Below are 14,038 nucleotides of genomic sequence, written 5' to 3' on the forward strand. Positions count from 1 at the left end.
CGCCTCCCCGTCAATGCGGCGCGTCGGACCCGTCAGAGTGGTCTCCGTCCCCCTCGTCCTCGTCGGGGTCGCGGTGATATCTGGGCAGGGTGATCTCGAAGTCGGCTCCGCGCGGGTCGTCCACCACCTGCACCTGGCCTCCATGCAACTGGGCCGCCCAGCGGGCGATGGACAGCCCCAGCCCGGTGCCGCCCGACTCCGTACCCGGGCCGGCCTTGCCCTTGACGAAGCGCCGGAAGATGTCGGTGCGGGCCTCGGGGGGTATCTGCGAACCGAAGTTGACCACGTTGGTGACAATGGTCTCCTGCTGCCGATCCTCGTGGGCCTGGATCAGCACTGTGGTGCCGTCGGCCGAGTGCTTTAGGGCGTTGCTGATGACGTTGGTGAAGAGCTGGCGCAGCCGGTCCTGGTCGCCCTCCATTCTCAGGCCCTTCTCCAGATCCACCTGGATGTCGTGGGCGTGCCCGGCGTCGGCTATGGCCAGGGGCTGCAGGGTCTCGTCGATGAAGTCCCCGAAGTCGAAGTCCTCGATCTGCAGGCTGGCAGCCCCGGCCTCCATCCTCGACAGATCCAGCAGGAAGGCGATCAGGTCGGACAGGCGATGGGTCTGCTCCAGGATCCCCTCCAAGTTGGCTGGCGTGGGCTCGGTCACCCCGTCCGCCATGTTCTCCACCATGGCCTGCAGGGCTGAGACGGGGGTGCGCAGCTCGTGGCTGACATTGGCCACCATGTCCCGGCGCATCTGGTCGGCGTGCTGGAGCTCCTCGGCCATCTCGTTGAAGGACTGGGCCAGGAGCCCCACCTCGTCGTGGCTGGTCGTGGTGGCGTGGACCCGGACCGTATAATCCCCGTCGGCCATGGCCTCGGCTGCATCCCTCATCTGCCGCAGGGGAGCGGTGAGCCCTCGGGAAAAGAAGTAGGTGATCCCCAGGGCCACCACCAGGGTCAGCGGCATGGCGATCCAGCCGCTCCAGCCCATCTTCAGCAGGAACCAAGCCATGACGAAGGCGATGGCTGTGGAGATGATGATCAGGACGCTCAGCTCCACCTTCAATGAGGCGAAGGATCCAATGGGCCGTTCGCGATCCACACGCGCACTCAGACCGGGCCCCTTGCGCCGGCTTTTGCCGTCCTTGCTCATGGCGTGCATCCGCGGCTGCTACCGCTGATCCTGTTCCTGATCCTCGGGCGGCTCGAAGGCGTAGCCCACGCCATGCACGGTGCGGATCATCTGCGAGCCCAGCTTGTGCCGCAGGGCCTTGACGTGGGAGTCCACCGTCCTGGTGCCCGAGGCATCCACCCAGTCCCAGACCTCCTCCAGCAGCTTCTCGCGGGTGAGTACGGACTTGGGCCGACGGGCCAGCGTGGCCAGCAGGTCGAATTCGGTGGGGGTCAGGTGGATCTGCTTCCCGCGCAGGGTCACGATGCGCTGGGCCGGGTCGATGACCAGGGATCCGAAGTCCAGCACCTTCTCGTTCTCGGAGTTCTTGGCGATGACCTTGGCCCGCTCCACCCGGCGCAGGAGGGCCTTGCAGCGGGCGATCAGCTCGCGCATGGAGAAGGGTTTGGTCATGTAGTCGTCGGCTCCGGCGCCCAGACCGGTCACCTTGTCGGCCTCGTCGTCCCGGGCGGTCAGAATCAGCACCGGCACCGGTCGCTCGGCCACGATCCGCTTGGTGGCCTCCAGTCCGTCCATGACGGGCAGCATGATGTCCATGATGACCAGGTCGGGCTTGATCTGGGAGGCGGCCTGCACGGCGCTGGCACCGTCCGAGGCCACCCGGGCCGTCCACCCTTCGGCGGTGATGCGCTGGGCTATGGCAGTGGCCAGGGTGGGTTCGTCCTCAACCACCAGGATGGTGCTGGGTGTAGTGTAGCGGCTTGTGTTTCTGATCATGCCTACCTCTGTTTTCGATCACTGATCCGCAAAACGATGCTCGTCATGCGGGGTGGAGCCTTGTCGGCATTCGTTCCACCACCGTCGTTTCTTCCAGAATAGTCTTCAGAGCCTCCAGGGGAAGTGTGCTCGCGGAGAATCGCGTCGTCCCCAGGCGCCCGTCAGCAAGTCCATGCGCAATGGCATTATTATATGGTATTTTCTCGACTCGTTCTGGAGGGCATATGGGTTACAAGGTCGGTGACATGGTCGTCTATCCGCGTCATGGGGCCGCCAGGGTGGACGCCATCACCGAACGGACCGTCAAGGGCGTCACCCGCAAGTACCTGCAGCTGTCCGTGCTCTCCTCGGACGGACTGGTCATCAACGTCCCCGTGGAGAACGCGGCCAAGGTGGGCGTCAGAGACATCGTCGACGCCAAGGCGGTGGCCAAGGTCTTCGAGATCTTGCGCACCCCGGTGGTCGAGGAGAAGGAGATGAACTGGTCCCGCCGCTACAAGCTGAACGTGGAGAAGATCGCCACCGGCGAGGTCAACAAGATCGCCGAAGTGGTGCGCGACCTCTCCCAGCGCGACGTGGACGAGCACGGGCTGTCGGCGGGCGAGAAGCGGATGCTGATCAAGGCCCGCAAGATCCTGACCTCCGAGATCGCCCTGTCCGAGAAGCTGGACGAGGACGAGGCCCAGCGCCTGCTGGACGTCAACCTGGGCTATGCGGAACCCATGCCCGGTGACGACAAGCACCACACCAAGTCCCCCAAGGAGCCGGCCTCCAAGACCCTGGCACGGGTGGCCCAGGAGGCCGCCAAGACCAAGGGCAAGGGGAAGACCAAGGCCAAGCGCTGAGGCCGGATTCGGTCATGGGCCATCCAAACATCGGACTGGGCTTTGACGCCCATCGCTTCGACCCGACCGGTGAGCGTCCCCTCTGGTTGGCCTGCCTGTCCTGGAATGACGGAACCCCCGGCCTGCTGGGCGATTCTGACGGCGATGCAGCCGCCCATGCCCTGATCGATGCCATCCTGTCAGCCGCCGACCTGGGCGATATCGGTACCTTGTTCGGCCTGGGATCACAGGCTCTTGGAGCGGGCATGCACGGCGCGGCCATGCTGGAGAAAACCATGGACTGTCTGCATGGGCACGGTCGCAGGCTGCTCAACGCCTCCCTGGTCATCGTCGGCCAGCGCCCCAGAATTTCATCCCGTCGTCACCTGGCCCAGCAGGCCATGAGTCAGGTTGTCGGGGCACCGGTTAAATTGACTGCCACCACCACTGATGGCATGGGCTTTACCGGCCACGATGAGGGTGTCGCCGTCATGGCCACCGCCCTGGTGGACTGACCGGCTTCAGGCGCGCAGGGCCGCCCATCCCTTGGCCAGAGCCCAGAAGAGGGTGGACAGGGTCACGATGACGAAGCTGGGAGGAGCCGGCACCATGGCCGAGATCACCAGGCCTCCCCAGATTGAAGCCAGGCAGATCAATCCTGATAGAAGCATGGCCCGTAGGGGAGAGGCCACCAGGATGTTGGCCGTGGCTGCCGGGGTGACGACCAGGGCGAAGATGAGCAGGGTCCCCACTGCCGGTACGGCGATGGTGATGACGCCGGCCATGATGGCCATGAAGGTCAGGTTCATCAGCCCGATGGGCACGCCGCGGGCCTGGGCCACCTGTTCATCCAGGGAGCTGAAGAGCAGGGGCCGGTAGATCAGGGCCAGCAGGATCAGCAGGATTGCATCAAAGACTATGAAGCCGACGACCTGGCCTCGGGTGATGGTCAGGATGGATCCGAAGAGGATGGCCTGCATCTGCTGGGAGGCCGAGCTGGACATCCTGGCGAAGAAGAGTCCCAGACCGGTGGCGAAGGCCAGGACCGTGCCCGTGGCGATCTCCCTCTGGGAGGCCCGCTTGCCCAGGGCTCCGATGACCAGCGCCCCGCCCAGGGCGAACAGGCCCATGCCGGCAGAGACCGGCAGCCCCAGCAGGACGGCCCCTGTGGCACCGGGCAGACCGATGTGGGCCAGGGCGTGGGCGGCGAAGGTGGAGTGTCTGGCAATGGTGAAGTAGCCCATGGCTCCGGCAGCCACGGCGATGCACAGGCCGGCCACCATGGCGTTGCGCATGAAGGGGGCGGCGAGGATCTCGGTCCAATGGGGGTCGAAGACTGGTGTGCTCATGAGTTCCTTTCCCGGTCCGTCCCGTGCAGGCGGGCCACCTGGCTGGGTTGGTAGCGATTATGGACGGGTCCGATCGGCTCGTCCATGTCGGGGGCCACGAACATGTCCCCCTGAGGAGTGGTGACCACCTCCACCTTGGTGCCGTAGAGGTGGGTGAGCAGGTCCGAATCCAGCACGTCGTCCATGCGGGCGTAATGAGGGTGTCCGTCCAGCAGGTAGACCGCTCCGGTCAGCACAGGCAGCAGCATGTTCAGGTCGTGGGCCACCACCTGGATGGACATGCCCAGACGGCTGTTGAGTTGTGCCAGCAGGTGGACGGTGGCGCGCTGCCCGGCCAGATCCAGATTGGCCAGGGGCTCGTCCAGCATGAGCAGATCAGGATCGCAGACCAGGGCCTGGGCGATGGCCACCCGCTGTCGCAGGCCGCCGGAGAGCTGGGACAGGCGCAGGTGGGCCCTGTCCTCCACACCGACGAAGCGCATGGCCGCTCTGGCGCGCTCGCGGTCCTGCCGGGTGACGGGGTGAATGCCGAACCGGGTGCCGGTCAGCCCCAGCAGGACGGATTGTTCGGCCGTAAGGTTGGAGTCGATATCCGAGGTGTAGCTCTGTGGTACGTATCCAATGCGGTCGTTGGCCTGGCCGGCCGGCTGCCCCAGGACCCGCAGGCTGCCGGCATCCAGGGGGAGCAGGCCCAGCTCGGCCTGCATCATGCTGGTTTTGCCCGTGCCGTTGGTGCCCACGATGGCGGTCACGGTTCCCGAGGGAATGGTGAAGGTCCCCTCTGACCAGATCAGCCGCCCGGAACGGCGGATGGCGGCATGGTCGAAAACGATGCAGGCCTGCGTGGATGTTCTATTCGTGTCCGTATCCATGACTTCCTTTCCTGCACGGGCTTAAAACGGTGAACCTGCTCTTATTGAGCATGATTCTCATTATCGCTGGGGAGAGGACAGCGCGCAACTTCAGCAGTCGAGTCCTCCCAGACCGGCCATTGGACGCTGGTTCCGTTCGGGGAGGAATCTGAGCTAATCTGGCCCAGACGAATTCGACAAGGGTTTGTGCCCACTTGGATGATGGAGACGTGTTGACTGCAGTAAAACTGGACGGGAAGGCGGCGGCTGCGGAACTCAAGGAGGACCTGCGCGCTCGGGTGGCTAGGCTGACGGCCATGGGGCGCACGCCCGGCCTGGGGACCATCCTGGTGGGGAAGGATCCGGGTTCGGTTAAATATGTAGAGGGCAAGCACCGGGACTGCAGCCAGGTGGGCATCAGGTCGATCAGGGTTGATCTGCCCGCCGATGCCGGCGAGGAGCGGATTCTTGCTGCCGTGGATCAGCTCAACCAGGATCCTGACTGCACTGGCTACATCGTCCAGCTGCCCCTGCCTGATGGTGTGGATCCCACTGAGATCATCGATCGCATCGATCCGGCCAAGGACGCCGACGGCATGCATCCCTACAACCTGGGCCAGCTGGTCCTGCATACCGACGGGCAGGTGCGGACCCCCCTGCCCTGCACACCGCGCGGGATTCTGTACTTGCTGGGCCATTACGGGATTGACCTGACCGGCAAGGATGTCTGTGTGCTGGGCCGGGGATTGACCGTGGGCCGCACCATCGGGCTGCTCCTGACCAACCGCGGGGTGGATGCCACCGTGACCCTCTGCCATACCCGCACTAGGGACGTTGACGCCCATCTGCGCAGGGCTGACGTGATCATTTCGGCCGTGGGCCGAGCTGGACTGGTTGGCCCGGACCAGGTCCGCCAGGGTGCCGTTCTGGTGGATGTTGGCGTCTCCCGGATCTGGGATCAGCAGGAGGGGCGCTGGCGGATCAAGGGCGACATCGACCCGGCCGCCAGGCAGTCTGCAGTCGCTTATACGCCCAACCCCGGTGGCGTGGGTCCCATGACCCGGGCCATGCTTCTGGTCAATGTGGTCGAATCCGCCGAGCGGGCCGCCGGAATCCCCGTCTGCGACACGCCCGAGGTCTCCCGGCGACAATGACCGCGGTGTCTCCTATCATGGAGAATGTTCGCGCCTGCCGGCGGGAACGCATAACTCAATACGGAAAAATATCCACCAACTATACAAGAAACAATTTAATTAATGGCAGAGAACAAGAAGGAAGTCCCCCAGGTCGCGGTCAATGACATCGGGTCCGAGGAAGACTTCATCAAGGCAGTCGATTCCACCATCAAGAACTTCGACGATGGGGATCTGGTCGAGGGGACGGTCGTTAAGATCGACCATGACGAGGTTCTGCTGGACATCGGCTACAAGACCGAGGGCGTGATTCCCTCCCGCGAGCTTTCCATCAAGAAGGATGTCGATCCCGACGATGTGGTCCAGGTCGGTGACACCATCGAGGCTCTGGTCGTCACCAAGGAGGACAAGGAAGGCCGCCTGATCCTGTCCAAGAAGCGTGCCCAGTATGAGCGCGCCTGGGGCGACATCGAGAAGATCAAGGATGCTGACGGCGTCGTTGAGGGCACCGTCATCGAGGCCGTCAAGGGCGGACTCATCGTCGACATCGGCCTGCGTGGCTTCCTGCCCGCATCCCTGGTCGAGATGCGCCGCGTGCGCGACCTGTCTCCCTACATCGGGCAGAAGATCAAGGCCAAGATTCTGGAGCTGGACAAGAACCGCAACAACGTGGTCCTCTCCCGCCGCCAGTACCTGGAGGAGACCCAGTCCGAGGTGCGCGAGACCTTCATGGCCCAGCTCAAGAAGGGCCAGATCCGCGAGGGTACGGTCAGCTCCATCGTCAACTTCGGCGCCTTCGTCGACCTGGGTGGTGTGGACGGCCTGATCCACGTTTCCGAGCTTTCCTGGAAGCACATCGATCACCCCAGCGAGGTCGTCAAGGTGGGCGACAAGGTCACCGTCGAGGTGCTGGATGTCGATATGGACCGCGAGCGCATCTCGCTGTCCCTCAAGGCTACCCAGGAAGATCCTTGGCAGCGCTTCGCACGGACCCACGTGCCCGGACAGATCGTCAAGGGCAAGGTCACCAAGATCGTGCAGTTCGGTGTCTTCGTTTCCGTCGAGGACGGCATCGAGGGCCTGGTCCACATCTCCGAGCTGGCCAACCGCCACGTGGAGAACCCCGAGACCGTGGTCAAGCAGGGCGAGGAGATCTTCGTCAAGGTCATCGACGTCGACCTGGATCGCCGCCGCATTTCCCTGTCCCTCAAGCAGGCCGACGACTCCGTCGATCCGACCTCCGAGGACTTCGATCCGGCCATCTACGGCATGCCCGCCGAGTACGACGAGGATGGCAACTACAAGTACCCCGAGGGCTTCGACCCCGAGAGCAACGAGTGGATCGCCGGCTACGAGAAGCAGCGGGAGGAGTGGGAGTCCCAGTATGCGGCCGCCCACGACCTCTGGGAGCAGCACAAGGCCTTCGTGGCCAAGGAGCTGGAGAACGCCGAGGCTTCGGCCGCCGAGGACAGCCGGTCCTCCCAGGCGCCCGCCTCCGGTTCGCGCTCTCGTCGTCAGAACTCCGAGGAGACCACCAACTACAGCTCGGAGTCCAGCTCCGAGGGCACCTTGGCCTCCGACGACCAGCTGGCCGCTCTGCGCGAGCAGCTGCTCAAGGAAAAGAAGTGAGCATTAAGCGGTGAATGGAGGGGTCCGGCCTCGGTCGGGCCCCTCCATTTGTATCTGCTGCCATAAGATCCATAGGGTGTATGCGGGAGGTCGGGATGATACGTGTGGGATTGACCGGCGGAATAGCGGCCGGCAAGAGCACGGTGGCGGCTCGGCTGGCTCAGGACGGGGCCAAGGTCATCGATTACGACCAGCTCTCCCACGAGGTCATCGCTCCGGGCGGGCCCGGCGTGGGGCCGGTTTTGGAGCGTTTCGGCTCAGACTGCGGGGACGGCCGTGGGGGAGTGGACAGGTCAGCCCTGGCGGCACGGGTCTTCGGCGGGCCGACGGCCGATCGTGATCGTAGGGACCTGGATGACATCATCCATCCGCTGGTCTATGACCTGGCCGCCAAGGCCGAGCAGCCCTGGTTGGAGGGTTCCGAGGTGGTGGTTCATGAGGTGCCCCTGCTGACCGAGGTAGGCTCAGCCATTCCTTTTCATTTCGACAGGGTTCTGTTGGTGGAGACCCCGAGCCAGGTGAGGATTGCGCGTATGGTGAATCAGCGGCATATGACCAAAAGCCAGGCTGTTGAACGCATCGGTTCCCAGACCAGCAGCAGTTCGCGACGCGCCCAGGCCGATCTGTTGGTGGACGGGTCCCAGCCTGTCGAACAAATGTTCGAGTCTGTTGATAGAATATACAAAGAGCTAAAGACCTTGGCCCAGGGATCCTCGCACAGCAACTGAGGAGCCTTAGGCGAATGACGCATCCTGGAAGGGAGTTTCATGGGGTTCAACATTGAGCGGACCGACAAGCCCTTCGTGGTCAAGTCTCCCTATAAGCCCTCCGGCGACCAGCCAGAGGCCATCGAGGAACTGGCCACCCGGATCGAGAATGGCGAGAACGATGTGGTGCTCATGGGCGCCACCGGCACCGGCAAGACCGCGACCACGGCCTGGTTGATCGAGCGCCTGCAGCGGCCCACCCTGATTCTGGAACCCAACAAGACCCTGGCCGCCCAGCTCTGCGCCGAGTTCCGCGAGCTCATGCCCGACAATGCGGTCTCCTACTTCGTCTCCTACTACGACTACTACCAGCCTGAGGCCTACATTCCTCAAACAGATACCTACATCGAGAAGGACTCCAACATCAACGACGACGTGGAGCGGCTCCGGCACGCTGCCACGGCTAACTTGTTGACCAGGCGCGACTGCGTGGTGGTGGCCACCGTCTCCTGCATCTACGGCTTGGGTACGCCCGAGGAGTACGCCGGGCGCATGCTCTTCCTGCACGAGGGGGACCGGATCAATCGGGACGACCTGTTGCGCAAGTTCGTGGACATGCAGTACAAGCGCAACGACATCGCCTTCACCCGAGGCACCTTCCGCGTGCGTGGCGACACGGTCGAGATCATCCCCGTCTATGAGGAGTTGGCCGTCCGCATCGAATTCTTCGGCGATGAGATTGACCGCATCTCCACCCTGCACCCGCTGACCGGGGACGAGATAGCCCACGAGACCTCCGTGCACATCTTCCCTGCCTCCCACTATGTGGCCGGTCCCGAACGGATGGAGCGCGCCCTGAAGACCATCAAGGAGGAGCTGGACTGGCGTGTGGGCCAGCTGCGCAAGCAGGGCAAGGAGCTGGAGGCCCAGAGGCTGACCATGCGTACTACCTACGACCTGGAGATGCTCACCCAGATCGGCACCTGCTCGGGAGTGGAGAACTACTCCCGTCACTTCGACGGCCGTGAACCCGGTTCCCCGCCCCACACCCTGCTGGACTTCTTCCCCGACGACTTCCTGCTGGTCATCGACGAATCCCACGTGACCGTCCCCCAGATCGGAGCCATGTATGAGGGGGATGCCAGCCGCAAGCGGACCCTGGTCGAACATGGTTTCCGCCTGCCCTCGGCCATGGACAACCGTCCGCTCAAGTGGCCGGAGTTCCTGGACAAGGTGGGCCAGACCGTCTACCTTTCAGCAACACCGGGCGACTATGAGATGGGCCTGTCCGACGGGGTGGTGGAGCAGGTCATCCGGCCCACTGGCCTGCTGGATCCCGAGGTGGAGGTAAGGCCTGTCAAGGGCCAGGTGGACGACCTCCTGGATGAGATCAAGACACGGGTGGATCGCCACGAGCGGGTTCTGGTGACCACGCTGACCAAGAAGATGGCCGAGGACCTGACCGACTACCTGCTGGAGCGCGACATCAAGGTGGAGTACCTGCACTCGGATGTGGACACCCTGCGGCGCGTGGAGCTCCTGCGGGAGCTGCGTGAGGGCAAGATCGATGTCATCGTGGGTATCAACCTCCTGCGCGAGGGACTGGATCTGCCCGAGGTCTCCCTGGTGGCCATTCTGGATGCGGACAAGGAGGGCTTCCTGCGCTCCTACCGGTCCCTGATTCAGACCATCGGCCGCGCGGCCAGGAACGTGTCCGGCAAGGTCATCATGTATGCCGACGAGGTCACCGACTCCATGGACAAGGCCATCAGCGAGACCAACCGTCGCCGGGCCAAGCAGATCGCCTACAACAAGGAGCACGGCGTGGACCCCAAGCCGCTGATCAAGAAGATCAGCGACGTCAACGACATGCTGGCCAAGGAGGATGTGGACACCCAGACCCTGCTGGCGGGCGGCTACCGCAACGCCAACAAGGCCGGCAACTCCCACCTGGGCGTGCCTCTTTATGACAAGGAGGAGGCTGACAAGCGGCATCAGGAGATCCTCCAGGCCGGTCTGCCGGCTCAGGACCTTGCCGACCTGATCCGTCAGCTGAGCGACCAGATGCACACGGCTGCGCAACAGCTGCAGTTCGAGCTTGCAGCCCGTCTGCGCGACGAAATCAAGGATCTGAAGAAAGAGCTGCGGCAGATGACCGAGGCCAAAAAGTAAGTAGGCCCAAAGTGATTTGGTCTGTGATGCGGAGGCAAGGGCATCTCAGGCCCGACCTGCAGACCGCTGCCTGTGAGGACGTTCTGACGGGCAGACGGGGGCGATGAGCACGTCATATCTTGCCGCTAAAGTCAGGTGATATGTCCGAGACACCTCTGCCGTTCATGGTTGTGAGCCTGGTTGTGCTGGCCGTCTTCTTCGTGGTCGATCTTCTGGTGATCGGGCGTCGGCCGCACGTCCCCTCGACCGGCGAATGCGTGAGGCACATCGGCTTCTTCGTGGTCATGGCCCTGATTTTTGGTGTTTTGATCTGGAAGGTGGCCGGTTCCAAGCCGGCCATCGAGTTCTACTCGGGCTGGTTGACCGAGTACTCGCTCAGCATCGACAACCTCTTCGTCTTCGTCATCATCATGGGCAATTTCGCCGTGCCCCTGCGGCTTCAGCGCTATGTGCTCAGCGTCGGCATCACTATCGCCTTGCTGCTGCGCGGCGTCTTCATCCTGGCCGGGACGGCGCTGATCACCCGCTTCACTTGGGTCTTCTTCATTTTCGGCTTCTTCCTGCTCTACACCGCCTGGAACATGGTCTCCAGCCGAGGCAAGCAGGAGGAGTACCACGAGAACGGGCTGATCAGGGTTCTGCGCCGGGTCATTCCCATCACCAGCCATTACGACGGTGAGCACCTGCGGACCACCTTCGAGGGCAAGCGCTACTTCACGCCCATGCTGGTGGTCTTCCTGGCCATCGGCACCACTGATGTCATGTTCGCCTTTGACTCCATTCCGGCCATCTTCGGACTGACCAAGGATCCCTTCATCGTCTTCACCTCCAATGTCTTCGCCCTGCTGGGCCTTCAGCAGCTCTACTTCCTACTGGGATCCCTGCTGGACAAGCTGGAGTATCTGCCCCTGGGGCTGGCTGTGGTCCTTGCCTTCATCGGGGTCAAGCTGATCATGGAGGCTCTGCACGGCAACACGCTGCCCTTCATCAATGGCGGGCAGCCCCTGGAAGCCGTGCCGGACATACCGACCTGGGCGTCTCTGCTGGTCATTGTCCTTGCCGTAGGCATAGCCGCTCTGGCTTCAGTACTCAAGAGCCGTCGTCAGTCCCTTGAAACAGCCTCTCAGCGAGAAAAGTGATAAGCGACCCCTTGAACCACAAGGGATGTTAGCGCTAACGGGAAATAGTGGTTCCCATCAGGCTGAGTCTGTACAATAGAACGGTAAACAGGAAAAAGAACAGGCAGGTAGCATATGCGCAAAGCCAAGATCGTCGACACCATCGGGCCGGCTTCGGAGTCTCTGGAGAACATCACCAAGCTGGTCAAGGCCGGTATGGATGTAGCCAGACTCAACCGGTCACACGGCACCCCCGAAGATCACCTCAAGGTTTACAACAACGTCCGTCAGGCCAGCAAGGAAACTGGACGAAATGTGGCGGCCCTGGTCGATCTGCAGGGTCCCAAGATTCGTTGTGGCTGGTTCAAGAAGAACGAGCGGGGCGAAGACAAGGTCAACCTCAAGGAGGGTCAGGAGTTCATCATCACCACCGACGATGTCGAGGGTGACGAGCACATGACCTCCACCACCTTCAAGGGTCTGCCCGGGGACTGCCACCCCGGCGATCCCATCCTGATCGACGACGGCAAGGTCCGCCTGGAGGTCACCAAGGTCGAGGGCAACCAGGTCTACACCAAGGTGGTCGTGGCCGGTCCTGTCTCCTCCCACAAGGGCATCAACCTGCCTGGTGTGGCCGTGAGTCTGCCGGCGCTGACCCCCAAGGACGAGGAGGACCTGCGTTGGGGCATCCGCACCGGCGCTGACATTATCGCCATGTCCTTCGTCCGTTTCGCCACCGACATCGACCGTGCCCACGAGATCATGGACGAGGAGGGTCGCCGCATCCCCATCGTCGCCAAGATCGAGAAGCCCCAGGCTGTTGAGAACCTGGAGGAGATCGTCAAGGCCTTTGACGGCATCATGGTGGCCCGCGGTGATATGGCTGTGGAGATGCCCTTCGAGCAGGTCCCCCTGGTGACCAAGCGCTGCATCGAGCTGGCCCGTCAGTACGCCAAGCCGGTCATCGTCGCCACTGAGGTCCTGGGCTCCATGGTCCATTCGCCCATCCCCAGCCGCGCCGAGGCCTCCGACTGCGCTAACGCCATTCTTGACGGTGCCGATGCCACCATGACCTCCAATGAGACCGCCGTCGGCGAATACCCCGACACCACGGTCTCCACCATGGCCCGGATCTCCGACTACGCCACTACCCACGGCTTCGACCGCATCCCGGCCATGCACAACCTGGACATGTCCAACTCGGGTGCCGTCTCTTCCGCCGCTGTGGATCTGGCCGACAAGATCAATGCCAAGGCCATCGTGGCCTTCACTCAGACGGGCAACACCGTGCACCGGATCTCTCGCGAGCGTCCGGCTGCCCCCATCTATGCACTGACCACCAATGAGCATACCTATCATTGGCTGGCCTTGAGCTGGGGTACTGAGGCGTTCCTCTGCGGGCAGGACTACCATGACTTCACTCGCGCAGACCTGATGAACTTCGTGGACTCCACCCTGAAGAAGCAGGGCAAGGTCTCCGACGGCGACTGCCTGGTGGTGCTCAGCTGCGCCCAGGGCGAGCATGAGCCAGGTAACACCGACTGCATCTACGTCCACACCGTGGGCTCCAACGAGTGATGCTCTGATCTGCCACCTGACTGTCGATTGAGTCAGTCAGGTGGATCCTCAGATTTCCAAGATGCTGATGAAGCAGTGAACCGGTGGTCTTTCCCCTTTATCAATGCAGGGGAAGAGGCCACCGGTTCTTTGTGTGAGGGGTTTCTGCGTCAGTGCAGGTCAGACAGTCCGATTTTGGCCCGCAGGATGGCGATGGTGGTTTTGGCGTCCAGTATGGTTCCTGCAATCACCATGTCATAGGCCTCATCCACGGTGAAGAGTCGCACATTCTGGTGGGGGGTCTCTGGTGCCAGGCTGGCCGGCTGGACCGGGGTCAGGCCTTCAGCATAGAAGAGCGTGGTGTGCTGGGTGGAGAAGCTGGGGGTGTTGATGAACCTCGCGAATTGGTTAAAGGAGGCAGCCTTGTATCCGGCCTCCTCGCGCAACCGCCTGGTGGCCACATCGATGGGGGCTTCCTTGTCATTGAGCGGATGCCCGGCCGGCAGCTCAAGGGTCCAACGGTGGGTGGGCAGACGGTACTGCTCGACCAGGGGTATCCGTCCGTCGTCGGTAATGGCCAGGACGGCGATGGTGTCTCCATGCTTCTCGCTGACGATGCTGCGATCGAAGGTCTGATTGTCGCTGGATTCAAAGGTGACCCTGTCGACGCTGAAGTAGTGGCTGTCCATAATCTGCTTGCGGGCCTTCTCCTGGACGGGGGAGGTGCGCCAAGGATCGAACCGTCGATAGATCTGAGTGGTCATCATGCTCTCCTTCGACTGCTGATGTGCCTGAATACAT

Annotated in this window: 13 protein-coding genes; 8 read left to right on the top strand and 5 right to left on the bottom strand. The window is 62.8% G+C overall.

Translation table 11 applies throughout. The features are described 5' to 3' along the window. Window positions 1–10: 10 nt before the first annotated feature. Both P273_RS0104795 and P273_RS0104800 read right to left on the bottom strand, forming a co-directional pair. Window positions 11–1,141 (bottom strand): cell wall metabolism sensor histidine kinase WalK, encoded by a 1,131-nt coding sequence (locus tag P273_RS0104795; protein WP_029676170.1) that lies wholly within the window; start codon window positions 1,139–1,141, stop codon window positions 11–13. A gap of 18 nt (window positions 1,142–1,159) precedes the next feature. Next, complete coding sequence (locus P273_RS0104800; RefSeq protein WP_024627345.1) at window positions 1,160–1,897, bottom strand: response regulator transcription factor; 738 nt, start codon at window positions 1,895–1,897, stop codon at window positions 1,160–1,162. Between the two features lie 224 nt (window positions 1,898–2,121). Between P273_RS0104800 and P273_RS0104805 the strand changes: the two genes are divergently transcribed. Both P273_RS0104805 and P273_RS0104810 read left to right on the top strand, forming a co-directional pair. Next, window positions 2,122–2,742: a CarD family transcriptional regulator gene (locus P273_RS0104805; RefSeq protein ID WP_024627346.1), complete on the top strand. Its 621-nt coding sequence runs from the start codon at window positions 2,122–2,124 to the stop codon at window positions 2,740–2,742. Between the two features lie 14 nt (window positions 2,743–2,756). Next, on the top strand, window positions 2,757–3,236 hold the full coding sequence (locus P273_RS0104810; protein ID WP_024627347.1) for a 2-C-methyl-D-erythritol 2,4-cyclodiphosphate synthase: 480 nt from the start codon (window positions 2,757–2,759) through the stop codon (window positions 3,234–3,236). A 6-nt stretch (window positions 3,237–3,242) separates the two neighbouring features. On the opposite strand, the gene P273_RS0104815 is transcribed toward P273_RS0104810, so the two are convergent. Both P273_RS0104815 and P273_RS0104820 read right to left on the bottom strand, forming a co-directional pair. Then, complete coding sequence (locus P273_RS0104815) at window positions 3,243–4,070, bottom strand: metal ABC transporter permease (RefSeq protein WP_024627348.1); 828 nt, start codon at window positions 4,068–4,070, stop codon at window positions 3,243–3,245. Then, on the bottom strand, window positions 4,067–4,942 hold the full coding sequence (locus P273_RS0104820) for an ABC transporter ATP-binding protein (protein ID WP_024627349.1): 876 nt from the start codon (window positions 4,940–4,942) through the stop codon (window positions 4,067–4,069). Before P273_RS0104820 ends, P273_RS0104815 begins: the two co-directional genes overlap by 4 nt. A 212-nt stretch (window positions 4,943–5,154) precedes the next feature. Between P273_RS0104820 and P273_RS0104825 the strand changes: the two genes are divergently transcribed. From P273_RS0104825 to pyk, 6 genes are all read left to right on the top strand, one after another. Then, the gene (locus P273_RS0104825; protein ID WP_024627350.1) at window positions 5,155–6,075 is read left to right on the top strand and encodes a bifunctional methylenetetrahydrofolate dehydrogenase/methenyltetrahydrofolate cyclohydrolase; all 921 of its coding nucleotides are present in this window, start codon (window positions 5,155–5,157) and stop codon (window positions 6,073–6,075) included. Between the two features lie 102 nt (window positions 6,076–6,177). Further along, window positions 6,178–7,683, top strand: coding sequence for a 30S ribosomal protein S1 (rpsA, locus tag P273_RS0104830; protein WP_024627351.1), 1,506 nt, complete (start codon window positions 6,178–6,180; stop codon window positions 7,681–7,683). A gap of 80 nt (window positions 7,684–7,763) precedes the next feature. After that, window positions 7,764–8,411 carry a dephospho-CoA kinase gene (gene coaE / locus P273_RS0104835; protein ID WP_253269575.1) on the top strand — a complete coding sequence of 216 codons (648 nt, stop codon included), beginning with the start codon at window positions 7,764–7,766 and terminating at the stop codon, window positions 8,409–8,411. A gap of 39 nt (window positions 8,412–8,450) precedes the next feature. Continuing rightward, the gene (uvrB, locus tag P273_RS0104840) at window positions 8,451–10,562 is read left to right on the top strand and encodes an excinuclease ABC subunit UvrB (protein ID WP_024627353.1); all 2,112 of its coding nucleotides are present in this window, start codon (window positions 8,451–8,453) and stop codon (window positions 10,560–10,562) included. Window positions 10,563–10,702: 140 nt separating this feature from the next. Then, a complete protein-coding gene (locus tag P273_RS0104845) occupies window positions 10,703–11,701 on the top strand; it encodes a TerC family protein (RefSeq protein ID WP_024627354.1) in 999 nt (332 codons plus the stop codon). A 114-nt stretch (window positions 11,702–11,815) separates the two neighbouring features. Further along, the gene (gene pyk, locus P273_RS0104850) at window positions 11,816–13,258 is read left to right on the top strand and encodes a pyruvate kinase (RefSeq protein WP_024627355.1); all 1,443 of its coding nucleotides are present in this window, start codon (window positions 11,816–11,818) and stop codon (window positions 13,256–13,258) included. A gap of 149 nt (window positions 13,259–13,407) precedes the next feature. On the opposite strand, the gene P273_RS0104855 is transcribed toward pyk, so the two are convergent. Next, entirely contained in the window at window positions 13,408–14,001 is a 594-nt protein-coding gene (locus P273_RS0104855; protein ID WP_024627356.1) for an NUDIX hydrolase, read from the bottom strand. Window positions 14,002–14,038 lie beyond the last annotated feature (37 nt).

It is taken from the genome of Bifidobacterium sp. A11, assembly GCF_000499185.1.
GTDB classification, from domain to species: Bacteria; Actinomycetota; Actinomycetes; order Actinomycetales; family Bifidobacteriaceae; genus Bombiscardovia; species Bombiscardovia mizhiensis.